The sequence below is a fragment of the Pseudaquabacterium terrae genome, from assembly GCF_013266755.1.
GTDB lineage: Bacteria > Pseudomonadota > Gammaproteobacteria > Burkholderiales > Burkholderiaceae_C > Pseudaquabacterium > Pseudaquabacterium terrae.
The window spans coordinates 199,717-218,083 of record NZ_JABRWJ010000002.1 but is presented as its reverse complement, the minus strand read 5'-3'; the positions used below and the strand labels follow the sequence as shown (position 1 = coordinate 218,083).

Sequence of the window (18,367 nt, the reverse complement as noted above, 5' to 3'; positions counted from 1 at the left end):
CGGGCATGTGGGGCTCGCCGAGGGAGTTTCAAGAACGATACGGCGAGGGCTCGATGTCGGCCAGGTTCAATGCGCGCCAGACCCGCTCCGAGGTCACCGGCATCTGCAGGCCCTCGGCGCGGTCGCCCAGACCGGCGTGGTCGAGCGCATCGATCACCGCCAGCACGACCGCCGGCGTCGCGCCGATGGTGCCGAGCTCGCCGACGCCCTTGACGCCGAGCGGGTTCGTCGTGCACGGGATGGATTGATCGAATGCCGTCTTGAAGCCGATGAAGCCGTCGGCATGCGGCAGCGCGTAGTCCATCAGGCTGGCGCTCTTCAGCTGGCCGCTCTCGGCGTCGTAGCTGACCGCCTCGCACAGCGCCTGGCCGATGCCCTGCACCGCGCCGCCCTCGATCTGCCCGCGCACGATGGTCGGGCTGACGATGCGGCCGATGTCGTTGACCGATGCGTAGGCGACGATCTGCACCGCGCCGGTCGCGCGATCGATCTCGACCTCGCAGACATGGCAGCCGTTGGGCCACGTCGGCCCGCCGGCCTTGGCGCTGGTATCGACGCGGATGCTGGCACCGGGCTGGCGCGCGGCGAGCTCGAACAGGCCGATGCCGAGATCGGTGCCGGCGACCTCGAAACGCCCGGCGCGGTATTCGATGTCCGCCGCCGGCGCTTCGAGCGCCTGCGCGGCCAGCGGCTTCGCGTCGTCGATGGTTTTGCGCGCGGCGACGTCGACCGCCGAGCCGCCGGTGAACAACGACCGCGACCCGGCAGAGCCGAAGCCGTTGAGCCGGTCGGTGTCGCCCTGCAGCACGCGGATGCGCTCGACCGGCACGCCGAAGACGTCGACCGCCAGCTGCACGTAGCTCGTGACGATGCCCTGGCCCATCGCCTGCGTCGCCGAGCCGATCTCGATATAGCCGTCGCCGCTGACATTGACGGTGACTCGCTCGTCGAGCACGTTGCCGCCGGTCCATTCGAGGAAGGTGGCGATGCCGCGGCCTCGCAGCTTGCCGCTCGCTTCCGATGCGGCACGGCGGGCGGCGAAGCCCTCCCACTCGGCGAGCTTCAATCCCTGGTCGAGGATCTGCTCGAAGCGCCCACTGTCGTAGGCCTGGCCCATCGCGCTGCGGTAGGGCATCTGCTCGGGGCGGATCATGTTGCGCCGGCGCAGCTCGGCCGGATCGAGCTTGAGCTTGCGCGCGGCCGCATCCATCAGCCGCTCGATCAGGTAGATCGCCTCGGGCCGGCCGGCGCCGCGGTAGGCGCCGGTGGTCGCTGTGTTGGTCATCACCGCGCGGTAGTGCAGGTCGACCGCCGGGATGTCGTAGATGCTGGTCGAGACCCACGGGCCGATCAGCACCTGGATCGCGACGCCGGCACCGGTGGCATAGGCGCCGACGTTGGCGACGCCGCGCACGCGCAGCGCCAGCGCGCGGCCATCGGCCGCCAGCGCCAGTTCGGCGCGGCTGGTGACGTCGCGGCCATGCGCGGCGGACAGGAAGTCCTCGATGCGCTCGGCGCGCCACTTGACCGGTGCTCGAAGCTGCAGCGCGGCCCAGGCGACGACGATGTCCTCGGGATAGGCGCCGGTCTTCATGCCGAAGCCGCCGCCGACATCGCCGACCTGCACCCGCACCTGCTCGACGCTCAGGCCCGGAATCGCATCGACCAGGCCGCCGCGCACGCTGGTCGGCATCTGGCTCGACAGGTGCACGTAGAGCCGGCCGCCATCGTCCGGATTGATGCGCGCGAGCGTGCAGCGCGGCTCGATCGGCGTCGGCGCAAGGCGCTGGTTGTGCACGTCGACCGAGACGATGTGCGCCGCCCCTGCAAACGCCGCCGCGGTCGCCGCGGCATCGCCGTGACGCATCTCGGCCGAGATGTTGTCGGGCGCCGCGTCGCACAGCTGCGGCGCGCCCGGCGCCAGCGCGTCAAAAACGTTGGTCACCGCCGGCAGCTCGTCATAGTCGACCCACACGGCATCGGCCGCGGCGCGCGCCTCGGCCAGCGTGCGCGCGACCACCGCCGCCACCGGCTCGCCGACGTAGCGCACGCGCTCGTGCGCCAGCGCGCGGCGCAGCGGCGAGGCGCCGTCGGAGCCGTCGGCGCGCTTGAATCCGGGGCCGGGCATCGGCTTGATGCCCGCCGCGGCGAGCTCAGCGCCGGTGTAGACCGCGAGCACGCCGGGCATCTCGCGCGCCGCGTCGGCATCGACCGAGCGGATCTGCGCATGCGCGTAGGTCGAGCGCAGGAACGCGAGGTGCAATTGGCCGGGGAACGAGAGGTCGTCGGCGAAGCGGCCGCGGCCGGCGACCAGCGCCGGATCCTCGACGCGGTTGATCGCCCGGCCGCTGCCGAAGCGGGTGGCATCCACCGGCGCGTTCATCGCTGGCCCTCGGCGAGCGTGCGCGCCGCCTGCTGCACGGCGGCGACGATGTTGACGTAGCCGGTGCAGCGGCACAGGTTGCCCTCGAGCGCGTGCTGGACCTCGGCGTCGCTGGGGTGCGGGTTCTCTTTCAGCAGGCAGGCGGCGCTGACCATCATGCCCGGCGTGCAGAAGCCGCATTGCAGCCCGTGGCAGTCGATGAAGGCCTGCTGCACCGGGTGCAGGCGATCGCCGTCGGCCAGGCCCTCGACGGTGGTCACCGACTTGCCGGCGCACTGCACGGCCAGCACGTTGCAGCTCTTGACGGCCTGGCCGTCGAGCTCGACGGTACAGGCGCCGCATTGCGCGGTGTCGCAGCCGGCGTGCGTGCCGGTCAGGCCCAGCGGGCCGCGCAGCAGGTCGATCAGCAGGGTCTGGGGGGCGGCCTCGACGCTCAGGGCGTGGCCGTTGACGTGCAGGCTCAGGGTGGGCATCGCTCTCGCCGGCGGTTGACGTCGGCCAATGGTAGCCGGCTGCCGTCAGCGGCCGGCGGGCTCGGCGTCGTCGGCCACGGCCGCGGCGATGTCCACCGGCTCGCCGGGCGCACCCGGCTGCGCCGCCGGGAAGCGCCGCAACCAGGCCTTGCGCAGCAGGTGCGGCAGCAGCAGCTGCGGCGGCATGCGCAGCCAGTGGCTGCGGATGTACAGCAGCGTCTCGGCGAAGGCGGCAGCGGGCTGCTGCGACGGCGGATGCGCGCGCGACAGCGCGCGCCGGAACAGCGCATGCATCGCGGCACCGCGCCAGCCCGTCACCGCGTCGGCCAGCGCCAGCGACACCGGCTGCGGCGTGCCGAGCAGCTCGGCGCACAGGCGCAGCGCATAACCCAGCGGTCGCGACAGGTTGAGCACGCGCGCGCGCTCGGCCAGGTGCGGCCAGAAGCCGGCATCGGCGGCGCTGCCGCTCTTGAGCAGCGCGTCGAGGTCGACCAGGTCGCGCAGCCCGTGCTGCCATTCACCCTCGTGGAACAGGTGGGTCGCGCTGTGCAGCACCAGGTCAGCCGCATCGAGCATGTGAAAGCGCGGGAAACCCGGCAGCGGCCGCGCCGCGGCGAACAGCGGCTCCGGCGGCGTCTGCAGGCGCGCGGTGCGCGGCAGGATGCTGTGGTGCAGGTCGAGCACCGTGCGCCGGCGCACCTGCGTCATCGGCGGCAGCTCGTGCATCCAGTCGCGGTAATAACGTTGATCGTACGCGTCATGGTGCGACGTGATCCAGCCGTCGAGCATCAGCGCCGCCTCGGCGGCATCGATCTGCGTACGCGGCACCATCAGGTCGATGTCCGAGAACAGCCGGCCCGGCGCAGGCGCCAGGCCGGCGGCCGCGTAGGCCCCCCCCTTGAGCACGACGATCGGGCCGTCGATACCGGCCAAGGTACGCGACAGCAGCGTCAGCTCCCAGCGCACCGCCCGCTGCTGCTGCGCGGCGACCGTCAGGTGCGCCAGCATGCGGCGGCGCGCGATCGGCGGCAGCCCGGGCAGCAGGCCGGCGGCCTGCGCGTCCGCACCGATGCGGCCGAGCAGCCCGGCCGCATCGGCCTGGCGCAGCACGCGATCCCAGTCGGCCTCGCTGAGCGACGCCATCGCCCGCGGCTCGCGCAGCGCCTGCAGCAGCGCGTGAAAAGCCTCGTTCATGCGACCAGCTCCTCGAAGCGGCGCAGCGCCTCGGGCAGCTGCGAATAGCCGAAATCCCAGCAGTCGCAGCGGTCGATCAGCGCCGCGGTCATCTCGAAACCCAGGCGACCGAGCAGGCTGTAGTTGAAGGCATGCGTCGCGACGTGCATGAAGGCGTCGGCCTTCGGGCGGGGCAACAGCCGCGTCGGCGCGCCGGCGCGCCAGCGCGGGAACACGATGTGCGCGGCCTGCCCGCGCTCGCCCGCGCGGGCCACGCTCAGCGGCGTCGGCCGCAGGTGGCAGACCGAGCCCTTGTGGGTGTCCGCGGCCAGCGTGCCGAAGACCGCGCGCTCGTCGAAGGCGCGGATCACGTCGATCGACTGGTTCTTCAGGCTGACCGGGCGCGCCAGCGGCAGCAGCGAGCCATCGTCGCGATCGATCACCGTCAGCTCGTCGGACAGCAGGCGCCAGCCGGACAGCATCAGCGCGGCGGTCAGCGTGCTCTTGCCGGCGCCGGGGTCGCCCGGCAGGATCACGCAGCGGCCGTTGCGCTCGAGCACGGCCGCGTGCAGCAGCAGGTAGTGGTGGGCATGCGCGGCGACACACCAGTTCATGCCCCATTCGAGCATCGCGAAGGCGTGGTCGGCCTGCAGGGGGCGGAACGGCGTCCAGCCGTCGAACCAGAAGTTCACCTGCGCTCGCCAGTAGCGCCGCACGCCGGTCACTGGGTCGACGCGCACGTGGAAGTCGCGCAGGCCGGCGTCGTCACCGATCGGAAAGTCGCCATACAGCGTCGCCAGGTTCTCCGCGACGCTCGGCAGGCCGGTTTGCACGCGATAACGGAACGGGCCAACGTCCAGCGTCAGGCCACGCGCCAGGCGCGCCCGGCATTCGTCGGGGCCGAGCGCTCCGAGCGTCAGCATCGGAGAACCAGGCCGATTTCCGCCAGCCCGTGCAGCGTCGCGTCAATGTCCTCGACGTCGGCGTCGCAGGCATCGGCCAGCGCGCAGCTGGTCCACGGCACGGCCTCGCGATGCAGGCGCTCCAGCAGCTCGCCGGCCAGCTCGGACAAGCGGTGCGTGTCGTTCGACAACGCGTGATGGACGACGCATTCGCCGTCCCAGCGACGCCACGCCGCTTCGGCCGTGGCATCCAGGCACCAGTGCTGCTGCATGTCCGCGAGTGTGCGTGATGCCGATCGGGCGGGTGGAAAACGAAACGGGCGCCTCGTCAGCGCCCGTCGTCGGCAGCGGCCGGCAGGCCGCGTCAAGCGCCGTAGAGGCTCTCGAAGTAGGTCTTCACCTGATCGCGGTTCCAGGCGACGCTCGGATTGACCTGGTACGTGCCGCCCAGGTAGACAGCATTGAACATGTCGATGATCTTGCCCTGCGTCAGCGGGTAGTCGTCGGGGCCGGAGCCACCGAACTCGATCGCATTCAGCAGCGAAGCCACCGTCGCGCGGCCGAGCGCGGCGATCGCCGTGTCGTTCAGGCCACCGCCGGTGTTGATGACCTGCAGCATCGTCGCCTTCAGGCTCAGGCTGCCATAGCCCGTTTCGGTGGCGTCGACGATCTTGCACATGTCGGTCGTCGGCTTCATCTTGAAGGCGCTGGCCAGCGTCTTGCCGTCGGCGGTGTAGCCGTTGAACGCCTGGCCTTGCGTCCCGCTGGTGAAGCTGCACGAATTGCTCGGCAGCGCACCTTTCATGGGCCCGCCGCTCGGCCAGGGCTTGTTCTTCCAGTAACCGGGCGACTTGCCGAGGGTCTTGCAATTCAGCAGGTTGGCGTGGTTCGACACGTTGCCCGACAGCTTGCCGGAGATCGTGCACCAGTAGCGGGTCGTCGTGCCGAGCACCGGCTGGCTGGCCAGCGAACCCAGCACCACCGGCGCGGCCATGCCGGCACGCGCCCAGCGGCGACGCGACGGATTCTGCAGCGGGGGCTGTGCCGGCTGCTGTTGCGCGGACTCGTCGCGCTCACTGTCGCCACGCATGGTGTGACCTTTCATTGCCGATTGTTCTCTCGCAGGATTCTAGGGGTCGCCCCTGGACAAGACATGGCGTCTCGGCCCCCCGATGTGAGGGGCGCTCGGCGCGAAGCGTGCAGGAGTTGGCTTGCCCGCGCGTCAAGGGCTGGAGCCCGGCGCGCCGACGATCGGCCCGATGTAGCGTTTGGCGACGACCACCTGGTCCAGGTACAGCGTCAGGTCCTTCGGCGCCGGCTGCTGGCCGCCGTGGTAGACGTTGAACCAGAGGGTCTCGATCTTCAGCTCAGCGCTCTTGCGGAAGGTGACGTCGGTCTTGCGCACCGCCAGCGCCCCATCGACCCACGCCTCGTAGACGCCGTCGGCCTGGCCCGGCTGGTTCAGCTTCAGGTGCTGCTCGATGCAGTACCAGCGGTTGTTGGCGAGCAGGCTCGACGGCGCGAGGTTCCAGTCCCACCAGTCGCCGCCGGCAATGCCGGACAGGCCGGCGTGGTAGACGTAGCTGGCGAGCGCCGTCAGCCCGGCCACCGCCTGCGCCTCGCGCGGCCGGCGCGCGAATCCGGTGCGCGCCGACCAGCCGTTGTAGCCGTCGGTGGGGCGCATGCCCCAGCCGCCGCGGCCGTAGGTGCCGGCGATGCCGGGCAGCTTGCCGCCCTGCAGCCACGGGTCCCAGTCGTCGGCGAAGCGGATGTAGTAGCGCAGGAACACCTCCTCCGGCTCATCGGCGAGGAAGCGGCTGAAGTAGTAGCGCAGGTCCATGCCGAGGTTCTTGCCCTTGGCGATGCGCACGCGCAGCGCGGGGCCGTGCAGCGGCACGAAGCCGAGCTCGGGATCCTCGTCGATGCGCTGAGCGCTGCCGCGCAGCGGCACGTCGCGCCAGCGCAGGGGCCACAGCAGGCTGTCGAAATCCTCGGCGAACAGCACGTCGGGGTCGCGGGCGATACCGGCGTCGGACTGGAAGCGCGCCGCGAGGCCCTGGCGCGGCCCGCCGTTGGCGACCGCGAACGGCGGCGCGGCGCGATAGACCTGCAAGGTCGTCGGCCCCCCGCCCTGCTGGCGGTCGGAGCTCATGTACAGCGTGGCGCTCTTCAGCGCCTGGGTCGCCTTCGGCAAGTCGAAGCGCAGGATCGCCGAATACTGTGCGCCGACGCGCAGGTCGGGGCGCTGGCCGAGGCTGTAGACGGTCGAGCAATCGAGGTAGGTGTCGGCGCTCGGCGCCAGCCGGTCGGTGCTGCCGTCGGCCCACTTCAGCTTCAGGCTCGGCCGCGCCGCGACGTCGGGCGACTCGCGGCTGTGGAAGATCACCGTGCCGCTGCCGAGCGTTTCGCGCAGGCGCATGAAGACGCCGTTGTTCGCATGGCGGCCATCGAGCCACTCGCGCACCAGCGTCGTGACGTCCCACTCGACGAAGGGCCGGCCCTGGCCCGGGCGCACGAGCTGGCTGGCATAGGGCAACGGGCCGTTCGGCACGCCCTGCGCATCGGCCCAGTCGCCGCCGCGCCGCTGCCACTTCAGCTGGCCCATGGTCGTGAAGAAGACGCAGCTCGGTCCGGCGCCGTCGTCGCTCAGGTGAAAGCTCGTCGGCTGGGCGCGCACCGGCGCCACCGCGGCGAGCGCAGCGCCGATGATCACCAGGCGAAGCAGGCGCCACAGGCGCGGAATCGAAACGGAGGCGGACGCACTCATCAGTGTCCGCCCGGCCGCCCAAACGGAGCTGAGCGCCCAGGGAGCCCGCAAGGGATCCTTCGGATCCCAGGGGCCGTGAACGAAGTGAGCTGGGGGCTGACCATACGCACGATTGTGCGGCCCGCCCGGCCGAGCGCTCGCGGCGCGGACGCCGCGCCTTCAGCGCACGGCCGGCTGAGGCCCGCGGCGTTCCGGCATCGCGCGCCGCGGCTCGGTGTTGCGGCGCTCGGGCGCGCCGCCATCGGCGGGCTTGGCGCGCCGCTCCGGCTTGGCGCGCCGCTCGCCGGAGGTGCGCTTGTGGCGCTCGGCAGGGCTGCCGTGCGACGCACGCCGGCGCGCGATCTCGAAGGTCATCATCAGCACCAGGCCGCCGAGGCAGACACCGAAGATGACCAGCCGGTAGTCGCGCAGGAAATCGATGACCCACGCCGGGATCAGCCGCTCGCGCGCTGGCCGGTCGGCGCGGGCACGTTCCGACGCGCCGGGACCGTCTTCCGGCTCCGCCTGCGCCTCGCCGGCGCCGCGCTCGCCCATCGTCTGGTACCACTCGCGCGCCTCGGAGACGAACGCGAGCTGGCGCTCGGCCACCATCCCGATCAGGCCGCCCTCGAACAAGCCGCCGCCGGCGGGCTCGGTCAACGCTGACCGAGCGACCGATGAAGCGGCCGGTTCGGCCACGCGCAGCAGGCCGTCGAAGGTCACCGGCCGGGTCGGGTCGTGCACCCGCGCGCTGCGCAACAAGTCGAGCACCAGGCCCGCAGCGCCCGGCGTCAACGCGGCGTCGATCAAGCCTTCGGGGGCGAAGGAGGCGTCGAGTCGGCCGCTGGCCTGCAACCACCAGCTCGACAGGCCGCTGGCGGCACTGCTGCCGTCGGCGACGTCGTCACGCGTCACCGGCGTCGCCAGCGCCGCGCAGCACGACAGCGAGGCGAAGGCGAGCAGCGCGGAATGACGGAGGCGCATGGGTGGGTGGAACCGCACGAAGGCCCGCCCGGGGCGCCGAGCGGTAACGCCGTGTATTCTGCCCAGCGCGGGCTTCGGCGTCGCCTGGCGCGGACCGCCGGACACCCACCTGAGGGGGATCAGACCAGCACTTCGACGCAGCCCGGGTGGCCGAGGAAACCCTGAGGGCTCGCACTGGCACCATAGGCGCCGGACTGGAAGATCACGACCAGGTCACCGGGCTCGGCGCAGGGCAGCACCATGCGCTCGGCCAGCAGGTCCATCGGCGTGCACAGCGGGCCGACGACCATCGTCGATTCACTCGCCGCGTCCGGGCGGCGGTTGCCGATCGTCACCGGATAGTTCTTGCGGATCACCTGGCCGAAGTTGCCCGAGGCCGCCAGGTGGTGGTTCAGGCCGCCATCGGTGACCAGGAATACCTGCCCGCGCGAGACCTTGCGGTCGACGACGCGCGTGACGTAGAGGCCGGCCTCACCGACCAGGTAGCGGCCGAGCTCGATCACCAGCGCCGCCTGCGGCAGCTCGCGTTGCGCGCGCTCGGCCAGCGCCGCGAGGTTCTCGGCGATCGGCGCGATGTCCAGCCGCTGCTCGCCGGGGAAATACGGAATGCCGAAGCCGCCGCCGAGGTTCAGGAAACGCACCGGCTGGCGCGAGCCCTGTGCCAGCCGCAGCGCCAGCTCGTAGCTCTTGCGCTGCGCCTCGCAGATCGCCTCGGCGCGCAGGTTCTGCGAGCCGGCGAAGAGGTGGAAACCTTCGAAGCCCAGGCCCAGCGCATCGATGCGCGCCAGCAGCTCGGGCAGCACCTCGGCATCGATGCCGAACTGCTTCGGCCCGCCGCCCATCTTCATGCCCGAACCCTTGAGCTCGAAATCCGGATTGACGCGCAACGCGATGCGCGCCGGCAGCCCGAGCTCCTGCGACAGCCTGGCCAACAGCTCGACCTCGCGCGGCGACTCGACGTTCACCAGCACGCCGGCGGCCAGCGCCTGGCGCAGCTCGATCTCGCGCTTGCCGGGACCGGCGAAGCTGATCTCGGCCGGATCGGCGCCGGCGTCGAGCGCGATCTTCAGCTCGCCGGCGGAGGCGACGTCGATGCCGTCGACCAGCGTGGCCATCAGCGCGACCAGCGCCGGCATCGGATTGGCCTTCATCGCGTAGTGCAGCTCGATCGACTTCGGCAGCGCGGCGCGCAGCTGCGTGACGCGCTGGCGCAGCAGGCCGCGATCGACGGCATAGAACGGCGTCTGGCCGATCCGCTCGGCCAGCTGCGACAGCGGCACGCCGCCGACCATCAGCTGGCCGTCGTCGCGGCGCGAAAACTGGTCCATCGGTGCGTGCACCGGCGGCGTGTTCATCGTGGCTCCCTCGGGGTTCGTGTCAGGCGTTGCGCGCGAGCCAGTCGGTGGCCAGCAGCTTGCGATCGATCTTGCCGTTCGGATTGCGCGGCAGCGGGCCGGCGACGGCCTCGATGCCGGCCGGCACCATGTAGGCCGGCATGCGGGCGCGGCAATCGGCGAGCAGGCCGTCGATGTCGAGCTGCGCGCCGCCGGCCGGCGGCGTGGCGATGACCTGGATCGCCTGGCCGATGACCGGATGGTCGACACCAAAGGCCGCGCACTCGCCGACGCGCTGGCTGGCGTAGAGGATCTCCTCGACCTCGGTCGGGCTGACGCGGTAGCCCGAGGTCTTGATCATCTCGTCGCGGCGGCCGATGAAGTACAGGAAGCCCTCGGCGTCCTGGCGCACCGTGTCGCCCGAGAACACCGCGTACTCGGGCAGCTGCAGGCCCGACAGGCGCCCGGGCGCGCCGTGCGGCAGCAGCTTGTAGCGCTCGGCCGTCTTCTCGGCGTCGTTCCAGTAGCCCTGGCCGACCAGCGCGCCGCGGTGCACCAGCTCGCCCGGCTCGTTCGGCGCGCACGGGCTGCCGTCGTCGCGCAGCACCAGGATCTCGGCATTCGGGATCGCCTTGCCGATCGAATCGGGCCGGCGGTCGACCTCCTCGGGCGGCAGGTAGGTCGAGCGGAAGGCCTCGGTCAGGCCGTACATCAGGAACGGCTTCGCGGACGGCGCGCGCTGGCGCAGCTTGTCCAGCGTCTCGCGCGGCATGCGGCCGCCGGTGTTGGCGAAATAACGCAGGTGCTGGTCGATCGCCGCCGGCCACTCCAGCTGCGTCAGCTGGATGTAAAGCGGCGGCACCGCCGTCAGGCCGGTCACGCGTTCGCGCTCCATCGCCTTCAGCACGTCGCGCGGCATCAGGTAGTTCAGCAGCACGACCCGAGCGCCGGCGTGGAAGCCGGTCGTCAGCTGGCTGAAACCGGCGTCGAAGGACAGCGGCAGCGCGGCCAGCAGCGTATCGCTGGCGCGGTTGTCGAGGTAGGTCGCGACGCTCTTCGCGCCGATCACCATGTTGCGGTGCGACAGCACGACGCCCTTGGGCTTGCCGGTCGAGCCCGAGGTGTAGAGGATCGACGTGATGTCGCTGTCGATGATGCGATGGCCGGGCTGGCGCGGCGCGGCGAGCAGCTCGCTCCACAGCGTCACCGGCCGGGGCGAAGCACCCGCCGGTGCTTCGGTCGCCACCACGTGCTGCAGCGCCGGGCAGTGCGCGAGGTGCTCGTTCAGCAGCATCAGCCGGTCGGGCGAGGTCAGCAGCAGCCGCACGTCGCAGTCGCGCAGGATGAAGGCCACCTGCTCGGGTTTCAGCAGCGGGTTGACCGGCACGAAGACGCAGCCGGCGGCCGGCGCGCCGAAGCTCGCGATCACCGTCTCGAAACGCTTCTCGAGGTAGATCGCGACGCGCTCGCCGCGCTCCAGCCCGAGCTGCAGCAGGCCCGAGGCGAAGGCCTCGATGCGCGTGGCCAGCGTGCCGTAGTCGAGCGTCTCGGCGCCGTAGCTCAGCGCCGGCGCGGCGGCATCGCGGTCGGCGGCGCGCAGCGCCAGTTCGTGCAGCAGCGAAGAATCGGGGTGGGCCATGGACCTCGGGGAGTGCGTCGGGAAGGCGACCGAAAAGTATGTCATAGGGCCCCCGCGCGGCAGGCCGCGGCCGCCTCGCGTGAAACGACAAGGCCGCGCCGGTCGAGAACTTGCGCACGCGATCGGGCCGCCGTCGCGGGACGTTCTGTCAACCTCGCCACCTAGAATCCCGCCCCAATCGGAGTTGCAGGGACCACTTATGGATATCGAGAAGGAACTCGTCGGCGTGCTCGACGAGGTGTTGAGCCTGGACGGCCGCGCCGCCAGCTTCACGGCCGCCACGCCGCTGCTGGGTGCGATTCCGGAGCTCGATTCGATGGCCGTGGTGTCGCTGATCACCGCGCTGGAAGAGCGCTTCGACATGGTCGTCAACGACGACGACATCGACGGCAGCGTGTTCGCGACGCTCGGTTCGCTGACGGACTTCGTGCGCGGCAAGCTCGCGGCCTGAGCGGCGCCGTGGAGGCGCTGTTTCTCGCCGGCGCGTCGATCCAGCCGCTGTTCGCGCTGCATCACCCCCCTGCACCGGACACACCGGACGCACCGGCCGCCCCGCGCGGCGCGGTGCTGTACCTGCATCCGTTCGCCGAAGAGATGAACAAGGTGCGGCGCATGGCTGCGCTGCAGGCGCGCGCGCTCGCCGCAGCGGGCTACGCGGTGCTGCAGCTCGACCTGCGCGGCTGCGGCGACAGCGGGGCTGAGTTCGAGGACGCCAGCTGGGCGGGCTGGCTCGACGACGCGCTGTTCGCTGCCCGTTGGCTGCAGCAGCGCTACCCGGCTGCACCCTTGTGGCTGTGGGGTGCGCGCGCCGGCTGCCTGCTGGCCGCCGAACTCGCCGGCCGCATCGACGGCCCGGCGCCAAACCTCTTGTGCTGGGCGCCGGTGACCAGCGGCCGGCCCCATCTGCAGCAGTTCCTGCGCATCAAGCTCGCCGGCGCGCTGCTCGATGGCGGTGGCGCGGCCGCCGCCGGCGGACTTGCCGACATGAAACGCACGCTCGACGATGGCGGCATGGTCGACGTCGCCGGTTACCGGCTGCCCGCGGCGCTCGCGCGCGGACTCGACAACGCCAAGCTGACGGTGCCGGCGCGGCCGGGCCGCATCGCCTGGCTCGATGTCTCGAGCCGCGCCGAACCCAGCCTGGCGCCGGCCGCTGAGCGCTGGCTGGCCGAGTGCCGCACGGCCGGCCACCAGGTGGCGAGCGAGATCGTCGCCGGTCCGGCGTTCTGGCAGACGCTCGAGATCGAGGAAGCGCCGGCCTTGATCGACGCGACGGTCGCGCTGCTCGAGCGCGCGCCGGTGGAAGCCTGAGATGGCCGACACCGCGCATGTCTTTCACTGTGCCGGCACGCCGCTGGTCGGCGTGCTCAGCCATCCGCCGGCCGCCGCCGAGACCGCGCTGCTGGTGATCGTCGGCGGCCCGCAATACCGCATCGGCAGCCATCGCCAGTTCGTGCAGCTGGCGCGCAGCGTCGCCGCGGCGGGCCACGCGGTGCTGCGCTTCGATGTGCGCGGCATGGGCGACAGCGGCGGCGCGATGCGCCCCTTCGAAGCCCTTGGCGACGACATCGGCGCGGCGATCGATTTCCTCTTCGCGACCCTGCCGGGATTGAAGGGCGTCGTGCTGTGGGGCTTGTGCGATGGCGCGTCCGCGGCGCTGATGTACTGCCACGAGCGGCGCGATGCGCGCGTCGCCGGCCTGTGCCTGCTGAACCCCTGGGTGCGCTCGGCGCAGACGCTGGCGCGCACGCAGGTCAAGCACTATTACCTGCAGCGGCTGACGCAGCCGGGCTTCTGGCGCAAGCTGCTGTCGGGCGGCGTGGCCTGGGGCGCACTGAGCGGGCTCCTCGCCAACCTGCGCGCCGCGCGCGGCGGTGACGGCTCGCGCGCCGGTGGCGGCTCGAACGCCGCCGCGGCGCAGCTGCCGTTCCAGCAACAGATGGCCGCCGCCTGGCGCGACCCCTTGCGGCCGATCCTGCTGCTGCTGAGCGGCGAGGACTACACGGCCAAGGAATTCGTCGAGGCGATCCGCTCCGACCCGGCGTGGTCCGGCGCCTTCGACCGGCCCGGCCTCGAACGCCACACGCTGGCCGGCGCCGACCACACCTTCTCCGACCCCGCCGCCAAGCGCGCGGTCGAACGCCTGACCAGCGACTGGCTGCATGCGCTGGACAACGCCCGCAGCGGCATCGCGCGAGAGGCGACGACGGCATGAAGAAGCTGCTGATGATCGCCTACCACTTCCCGCCGCTGGCCGGATCGAGCGGGATCCAGCGCACGCTGCGCTTCGTGCAGCACCTGCCGCGCCACGGCTGGCAGCCGCTGGTGCTGTCGACGCGGCCAGAGGCCTACGAACGCACCGCCGACGACCTGATGCGCGAGGTGCCCGAAGGCACCGTCGTGCGCCGCGCCTGGGCACTCGACACCGCGCGCCACCTGTCGATCGGCGGCCGCTACCTCGAGGCCATGGCGCGCCCGGACCGCTGGATCAGCTGGCGCTATGCCGCCGTGCGCGCCGGCATGCAACTGATCCGCGAGCACCGGCCCGACGCGATCTGGAGCACCTACCCGATCGCCACCGCGCACGTGATCGGCGCCACATTGCAGCGGCGCAGCGGCCTGCCGTGGATCGCCGACTTCCGCGATCCGATGGCGCAGCCGGGTTACCCGAGCGATCCGAAGACCTGGGCCGCGTTCAAGCGCATCGAGGCGACCGCGCTGCGGCAGGCGCGCCTGTGCCTGTACACGACGCCCAGCGCGGCGCAAAGCCACCGCGCGCTCTACCCGGACGCCGCCGAGCGCATCCGGCTGCTGGAGAACGGCTACGACGAGGAAGCCTTCGCCGCCGCGGCGCGGCAGGTGGCCCCGGCGCCGACCGACGGCGGCCCGCGCGTGCTGCTGCACAGCGGCATCGTCTACCCCGGCGACCGCGATCCGTCGCAGCTGATCGCCGCGCTGCGGCTGCTGCACGACGCCGGCCGCATCCGGCCCGGCTCGCTGACGGTGCGCTTTCGCGCCGCGGTGCACGACGACCTGTTGCGTGAGCTGACGCAGCGCCACGGCGTCGAAGCCTACGTCGAGCTGTGCCCGGCCGTCGGTTATGCCGATGCGCTGGCCGAGATGATGCGTGTCGACGGCTTGCTGGTGCTGCAGGCATCGAGCTGCAACGAGCAGGTGCCCGCCAAGCTCTACGAATACCTGCGCGCCGGCCGCCCGATCCTGTGCCTGAGCGACCCCGCCGGCGACACCGCCGGCGTGATGCGCGACGCCGGCATCGCGCCGATGGCGCGACTGGACTCGGCGCCGGAGATCGCCGCGCTGATCGAACGCTGCCTCGACGGCGGCGGCCCCGCGCTGCTGCCGACGGCTGCGGCAGTCGCTGCCGCGTCGCGTGAAGGTCGCGCGCGGCAGCTGGCTGCGTGGCTGGACGCATTGTGAGCCAGGGGTGGATCACCCGGCTGCGCGAGCTGTGCAGCCGGCTCGGCACCGGCAACGCGTTGCTGTACCTCATCGACCATGCGCTCAACAGCCTCAGTGCCGGCCGCGTGCGTCTGCTGCGCTACCGCATCGTCGCGCAGCCGATCGGCGCGCAGACCTCGGCGCGGCTGCGGCCCGATCCGGCGACCGAGCTCGCGCTGACGCCGTCCGGCAGCCCGCTGCAGCAGCACTTTCCGCGCCCTGAGCACGTGATCAGCCAGCGCTACGCCAGCGGCGGCCAGTGCCTCAGCGCGGTGGTCAAGGGCGAATTCGCCGGCTACATCTGGTGGCAGCACGACCGCTACGAGGAGGACGAGGTGCGCTGCAGCTTCGTGCTCGCGGCACCCGACACCTGCGTCTGGGACTACGACGTCTACGTCGCACCACGCTTTCGGCTCGGCCGCACGATGGCCCGCATGTGGCAGGCGGTCGATGCGCACCTGGCCGCGCAGGGCATCGCCTGGAGCCTCAGCCGCATCTCGACCTTCAACCCGGATTCGCTGGCCGCGCATGCGCGGCTGGGCACCACCACCTGCGCGCACGCCACCTTCGTGGTGATCGGCCGGCTGCAGCTGGCCTTCCTGGGCCAGAGGCCGTTCCTGCACCTGTCGTGGCGCGACGGGCAACGCCCCCAATTGCGCCTCGGACCGCCGTGATCCAATTCCTTGTGACGCTTCGCGGCCCCTCCTATGCTCCGGCCGGGCCAGCGCGCCCGCCCTCGAAGGCGGGCGTGCTGCCCGTCGTCCTCCTCCTGGGAACTTCATGAAAATCAGCATCTTCGGACTCGGCTACGTCGGCGCGGTATCGCTGGCCTGTCTTTCGCGTGACGGCCATCAGGTGGTCGGCGTCGACATCGACCGCAGCAAGCTCGAGCTGATCAGCGCCGGCAAGACGCCGGTCGTCGAAGAGGGCATGGTCGATCTGATGCAGCAGGTGGCGGCCAGCGGCCGCGTCAGCGTGACCACCGATGCCGAGCAGGCGGTGGCCGCGACCGAGATCTCGCTGGTCTGCGTCGGCACGCCGTCGGCGGCCAACGGCAGCCAGGACCAGGGCGCGATCCTGCGCCTGGCCGAAAGCATCGGCCGCGCGATCGGGGCGAAGGCCGAGCCGCACGTCGTCGTCTTCCGCTCGACGCTGGTGCCGGGCACCGTCGAGGACACGCTGCGCCCGATCATCGAAAAGTTCTCCGGCAAGCGCGACGGCGTCGACTTTCACCTCTGCTTCCAGCCCGAATTCCTGCGCGAAGGCTCGTCGATCCGCGACTACGACAAGCCGCCGTTCACCGTCGTCGGCGCGAACCACGCCTACCCGGCCGAGAAGCTGCGCGAGCTGTTCGGCCACCTGCCCTGCAAGTTCCTCGAAACCTCGGTGCGCTCGGCCGAGATGATGAAGTACTGCTGCAACAACTTCCACGCGCTGAAGATCACCTTCGCCAACGAGACCGCGCGGCTGTGCGCAGCGCTCGGCGTCGACCCCTTCGAGGTGATGGACCTGGTGTGCCAGGACACGCAGCTGAACATCTCGAAGGCGTACCTCAAGCCCGGCTTCGCCTTCGGCGGCTCGTGCCTGCCCAAGGACCTGCGCGCCACCGCCTACCTGGCCAAGCAGCGCGACGTCGAGGTGCCGATGCTGAGCTCGATCCTGGCCTCGAACGAGGCCCACCTCGGCCTGGCGTTCGACGCCGTGATGGCCTCGGGCAAGCGCCGCATCGGCTTCGTCGGCCTGTCGTTCAAGACCGGCACCGACGACCTGCGCGAAAGCCCGCTGGTGACGCTGGCCGAGCAGCTGATCGGCAAGGGCATGCAGCTGTCGGTCTACGACCCCGAGGTGCACCTGGCGCAGCTGCTGGGCGCGAACCGGCGCTACGTCGAGACGCACCTGCCGCACATCGGCCAGCTGCTGAAGGCGGATCTCGCCGCGGTGATCGCCGAGTCCGATGTGCTGGTGGTCGGCCTGAACGACGCGCGCGTGTTCGAGGCGCTGGCCGCGCACTGCCGACCCGAGCAGCAGCTGATCGACCTGGTCAAGCTGCCGAACCGCGAAACGATCCGGGCGCAGGTCGCAGGCCTGTGCTGGTGACGTGACCACCGCAGCCCTGCCTCGACTGTGCCTGGTCGGCCCCTTGCCGCCGCCGTCCGGCGGCATGGCCAATCAATGCGAGCAGCTGCTGCGGCTGTGGGAACGTGAGGGCCTGGCCGTCACGCTGGTGCGCAACAACGCGCCTTACCAGCCCGCCTGGGTCGCCCGCGTGCCGGTGCTGCGCGCCGCGTTCCGGCTGCTGCCCTACCTGTGGCGGCTGTGGTCGGCTGCCGGCCGCTGCGACGTGATGCACGTGCTTGCGAATTCCGGCTGGGCCTGGCACCTCTTCGCCTGGCCGGCGGTGGCGATCGGCCGCTTGCGCGGCTGCGCGGTGATCGTCAACTACCGGGGCGGCAATGCCGATCGCTTCTTCAGCAGCGGCCCGCGCCACGTGCTGCGCACGCTGGCGCGCGCGCAGCTGCGCGTGACGCCGTCGGCCTTCCTGTTGCGCGTCTTCCGCGAGCACGGGCTCGATGCCGAGGTGATCCCGAACATCATCGACCTGACGCGTTTCGCGCCGGCGCCGCGGCCCGATTTCGGTGATGCGCCGCACCTGATCGTGACCCGCAACCTGGAACCGATCTACGACATCGGCACCGCGCTGCGGGCGTTCGCGCTGGTGCGCCGGACCTTTCCCGGCGCACGGCTGACCGTCGCCGGCAGCGGCCCCGACCTGCCGGTGCTGCAGGCGCTGGCGGTCTCGCTGGGCATCAGCACCGCGGTGCGTTTCAGCGGCCGCATCGACAACGCGCAGATCGGCGCGCTCTATGCCTCGGCCGATGGCGTGCTGAACCCGAGCACGGTCGACAACATGCCGATCTCGATCCTCGAAGCGTTCGCCAGCGGCGTGCCGACGGTCAGCACCGATGCCGGCGGCATCCCGGACCTGTTGACGCATGGCGTCGACGGGCTGCTCGTGCCGATCGGCGATGCCGATGCGATGGCGCGCGCCGCGCTCAGCGTGCTGCAGGACCCAGCGCTCGCCGAGCGGCTGCGCCGCGCCGGCCTGGCGACCGCGCAGCGCTACGCCTGGCCGCGGGTGCGCGAGCAGTGGCTCGATGCCTATCGGCGCGCGGCCGGCCTGCGGGCGAACGTGGCGACGAGGGTGCCCCAATGAGCGCCGCCCGGCCGTTCCGAAGGCGCTCGCTCCCCCTCGGGGGGATGCCGCGCAGCGGCA

At 71.5% G+C, this 18,367-nt stretch carries 17 protein-coding genes; 7 read left to right on the top strand and 10 right to left on the bottom strand.

The genetic code is table 11. From position 1 onward, the window contains the following. Nucleotides 1–28 precede the first annotated feature (28 nt). From HLB44_RS06070 to HLB44_RS06025, 10 genes are all read right to left on the bottom strand, one after another. The gene (locus HLB44_RS06070) at nt 29–2,383 is read right to left on the bottom strand and encodes a xanthine dehydrogenase family protein molybdopterin-binding subunit (RefSeq protein WP_173121668.1); all 2,355 of its coding nucleotides are present in this window, start codon (nt 2,381–2,383) and stop codon (nt 29–31) included. Beyond that, nucleotides 2,380–2,856, bottom strand: a complete 477-nt coding sequence (locus tag HLB44_RS06065) for a (2Fe-2S)-binding protein (RefSeq protein WP_173121667.1) — start codon at nt 2,854–2,856, stop codon at nt 2,380–2,382. The genes HLB44_RS06070 and HLB44_RS06065 overlap by 4 nt, the downstream gene beginning before the upstream one ends. A gap of 45 nt (nt 2,857–2,901) precedes the next feature. Further along, the gene (locus HLB44_RS06060) at nt 2,902–4,050 is read right to left on the bottom strand and encodes a nucleotidyltransferase domain-containing protein (RefSeq protein WP_173121666.1); all 1,149 of its coding nucleotides are present in this window, start codon (nt 4,048–4,050) and stop codon (nt 2,902–2,904) included. After that, on the bottom strand, nt 4,047–4,952 hold the full coding sequence (locus HLB44_RS06055) for an HprK-related kinase A (protein ID WP_217283554.1): 906 nt from the start codon (nt 4,950–4,952) through the stop codon (nt 4,047–4,049). Before HLB44_RS06055 ends, HLB44_RS06060 begins: the two co-directional genes overlap by 4 nt. Then, the gene (locus tag HLB44_RS06050) at nt 4,946–5,203 is read right to left on the bottom strand and encodes an HPr-rel-A system PqqD family peptide chaperone (RefSeq protein ID WP_173121665.1); all 258 of its coding nucleotides are present in this window, start codon (nt 5,201–5,203) and stop codon (nt 4,946–4,948) included. Before HLB44_RS06050 ends, HLB44_RS06055 begins: the two co-directional genes overlap by 7 nt. 92 nt (nt 5,204–5,295) lie before the next feature. After that, nucleotides 5,296–6,021 carry a hypothetical protein gene (locus HLB44_RS06045; protein WP_173121664.1) on the bottom strand — a complete coding sequence of 242 codons (726 nt, stop codon included), beginning with the start codon at nt 6,019–6,021 and terminating at the stop codon, nt 5,296–5,298. A 132-nt stretch (nt 6,022–6,153) separates the two neighbouring features. Continuing rightward, nucleotides 6,154–7,698, bottom strand: coding sequence for a polysaccharide lyase (locus HLB44_RS06040; RefSeq protein WP_173121663.1), 1,545 nt, complete (start codon nt 7,696–7,698; stop codon nt 6,154–6,156). A gap of 159 nt (nt 7,699–7,857) precedes the next feature. After that, nucleotides 7,858–8,661, bottom strand: coding sequence for a hypothetical protein (locus HLB44_RS06035; protein WP_173121662.1), 804 nt, complete (start codon nt 8,659–8,661; stop codon nt 7,858–7,860). A gap of 119 nt (nt 8,662–8,780) precedes the next feature. After that, nucleotides 8,781–10,016: a pyridoxal-dependent decarboxylase, exosortase A system-associated gene (locus HLB44_RS06030; protein ID WP_173121661.1), complete on the bottom strand. Its 1,236-nt coding sequence runs from the start codon at nt 10,014–10,016 to the stop codon at nt 8,781–8,783. A 22-nt stretch (nt 10,017–10,038) separates the two neighbouring features. Beyond that, entirely contained in the window at nt 10,039–11,634 is a 1,596-nt protein-coding gene (locus HLB44_RS06025; RefSeq protein ID WP_173121660.1) for an acyl-CoA ligase (AMP-forming), exosortase A system-associated, read from the bottom strand. A gap of 199 nt (nt 11,635–11,833) precedes the next feature. Here HLB44_RS06025 and HLB44_RS06020 point away from each other — a divergent pair, with 199 nt between their 5' ends. The 7 genes from HLB44_RS06020 to HLB44_RS05990 all read left to right on the top strand — a co-directional run bounded on the left by HLB44_RS06020 (nt 11,834) and on the right by HLB44_RS05990 (nt 18,307). Beyond that, a complete protein-coding gene (locus HLB44_RS06020) occupies nt 11,834–12,085 on the top strand; it encodes an acyl carrier protein (RefSeq protein ID WP_173121659.1) in 252 nt (83 codons plus the stop codon). A gap of 8 nt (nt 12,086–12,093) precedes the next feature. After that, nucleotides 12,094–12,945: a hydrolase 2, exosortase A system-associated gene (locus HLB44_RS06015; protein WP_343051237.1), complete on the top strand. Its 852-nt coding sequence runs from the start codon at nt 12,094–12,096 to the stop codon at nt 12,943–12,945. A 1-nt stretch (nt 12,946) separates the two neighbouring features. Further along, a complete protein-coding gene (locus HLB44_RS06010; RefSeq protein ID WP_173121658.1) occupies nt 12,947–13,849 on the top strand; it encodes a hydrolase 1, exosortase A system-associated in 903 nt (300 codons plus the stop codon). Continuing rightward, a complete protein-coding gene (locus HLB44_RS06005) occupies nt 13,846–15,072 on the top strand; it encodes a glycosyltransferase (RefSeq protein WP_173121657.1) in 1,227 nt (408 codons plus the stop codon). The genes HLB44_RS06010 and HLB44_RS06005 overlap by 4 nt, the downstream gene beginning before the upstream one ends. Beyond that, nucleotides 15,054–15,767 carry a GNAT family N-acetyltransferase gene (locus HLB44_RS06000; protein WP_173121656.1) on the top strand — a complete coding sequence of 238 codons (714 nt, stop codon included), beginning with the start codon at nt 15,054–15,056 and terminating at the stop codon, nt 15,765–15,767. The genes HLB44_RS06005 and HLB44_RS06000 overlap by 19 nt, the downstream gene beginning before the upstream one ends. A gap of 106 nt (nt 15,768–15,873) precedes the next feature. Beyond that, complete coding sequence (locus tag HLB44_RS05995; protein WP_173121655.1) at nt 15,874–17,190, top strand: nucleotide sugar dehydrogenase; 1,317 nt, start codon at nt 15,874–15,876, stop codon at nt 17,188–17,190. A gap of 1 nt (nt 17,191) precedes the next feature. Further along, on the top strand, nt 17,192–18,307 hold the full coding sequence (locus HLB44_RS05990) for a glycosyltransferase family 4 protein (RefSeq protein WP_343051236.1): 1,116 nt from the start codon (nt 17,192–17,194) through the stop codon (nt 18,305–18,307). Nucleotides 18,308–18,367: the final 60 nt, after the last annotated feature.

Excerpts from the sequence above, each read along its gene's own strand:
- HLB44_RS06005 (WP_173121657.1), top strand. The coding sequence starts at position 13,846 with ATGAAGAAGCTGCTGATGATCGCCTACCACTTCCCGCCGCTGGCCGGA.
- HLB44_RS06020 (WP_173121659.1), top strand. The coding sequence starts at position 11,834 with ATGGATATCGAGAAGGAACTCGTCGGCGTGCTCGACGAGGTGTTGAGC.
- HLB44_RS06035 (WP_173121662.1), bottom strand. The coding sequence starts at position 8,661 with ATGCGCCTCCGTCATTCCGCGCTGCTCGCCTTCGCCTCGCTGTCGTGC.
- HLB44_RS06055 (WP_217283554.1), bottom strand. The coding sequence starts at position 4,952 with ATGCTGACGCTCGGAGCGCTCGGCCCCGACGAATGCCGGGCGCGCCTG.
- HLB44_RS06060 (WP_173121666.1), bottom strand. The coding sequence starts at position 4,050 with ATGAACGAGGCTTTTCACGCGCTGCTGCAGGCGCTGCGCGAGCCGCGG.
- HLB44_RS06045 (WP_173121664.1), bottom strand. The coding sequence starts at position 6,021 with ATGCGTGGCGACAGTGAGCGCGACGAGTCCGCGCAACAGCAGCCGGCA.
- HLB44_RS06065 (WP_173121667.1), bottom strand. The coding sequence starts at position 2,856 with ATGCCCACCCTGAGCCTGCACGTCAACGGCCACGCCCTGAGCGTCGAG.
- HLB44_RS05995 (WP_173121655.1), top strand. The coding sequence starts at position 15,874 with ATGAAAATCAGCATCTTCGGACTCGGCTACGTCGGCGCGGTATCGCTG.
- HLB44_RS06050 (WP_173121665.1), bottom strand. The coding sequence starts at position 5,203 with ATGCAGCAGCACTGGTGCCTGGATGCCACGGCCGAAGCGGCGTGGCGT.
- HLB44_RS06025 (WP_173121660.1), bottom strand. The coding sequence starts at position 11,634 with ATGGCCCACCCCGATTCTTCGCTGCTGCACGAACTGGCGCTGCGCGCC.
- HLB44_RS06010 (WP_173121658.1), top strand. The coding sequence starts at position 12,947 with ATGGCCGACACCGCGCATGTCTTTCACTGTGCCGGCACGCCGCTGGTC.
- HLB44_RS06030 (WP_173121661.1), bottom strand. The coding sequence starts at position 10,016 with ATGAACACGCCGCCGGTGCACGCACCGATGGACCAGTTTTCGCGCCGC.
- HLB44_RS06070 (WP_173121668.1), bottom strand. The coding sequence starts at position 2,383 with ATGAACGCGCCGGTGGATGCCACCCGCTTCGGCAGCGGCCGGGCGATC.
- HLB44_RS06040 (WP_173121663.1), bottom strand. The coding sequence starts at position 7,698 with ATGAGTGCGTCCGCCTCCGTTTCGATTCCGCGCCTGTGGCGCCTGCTT.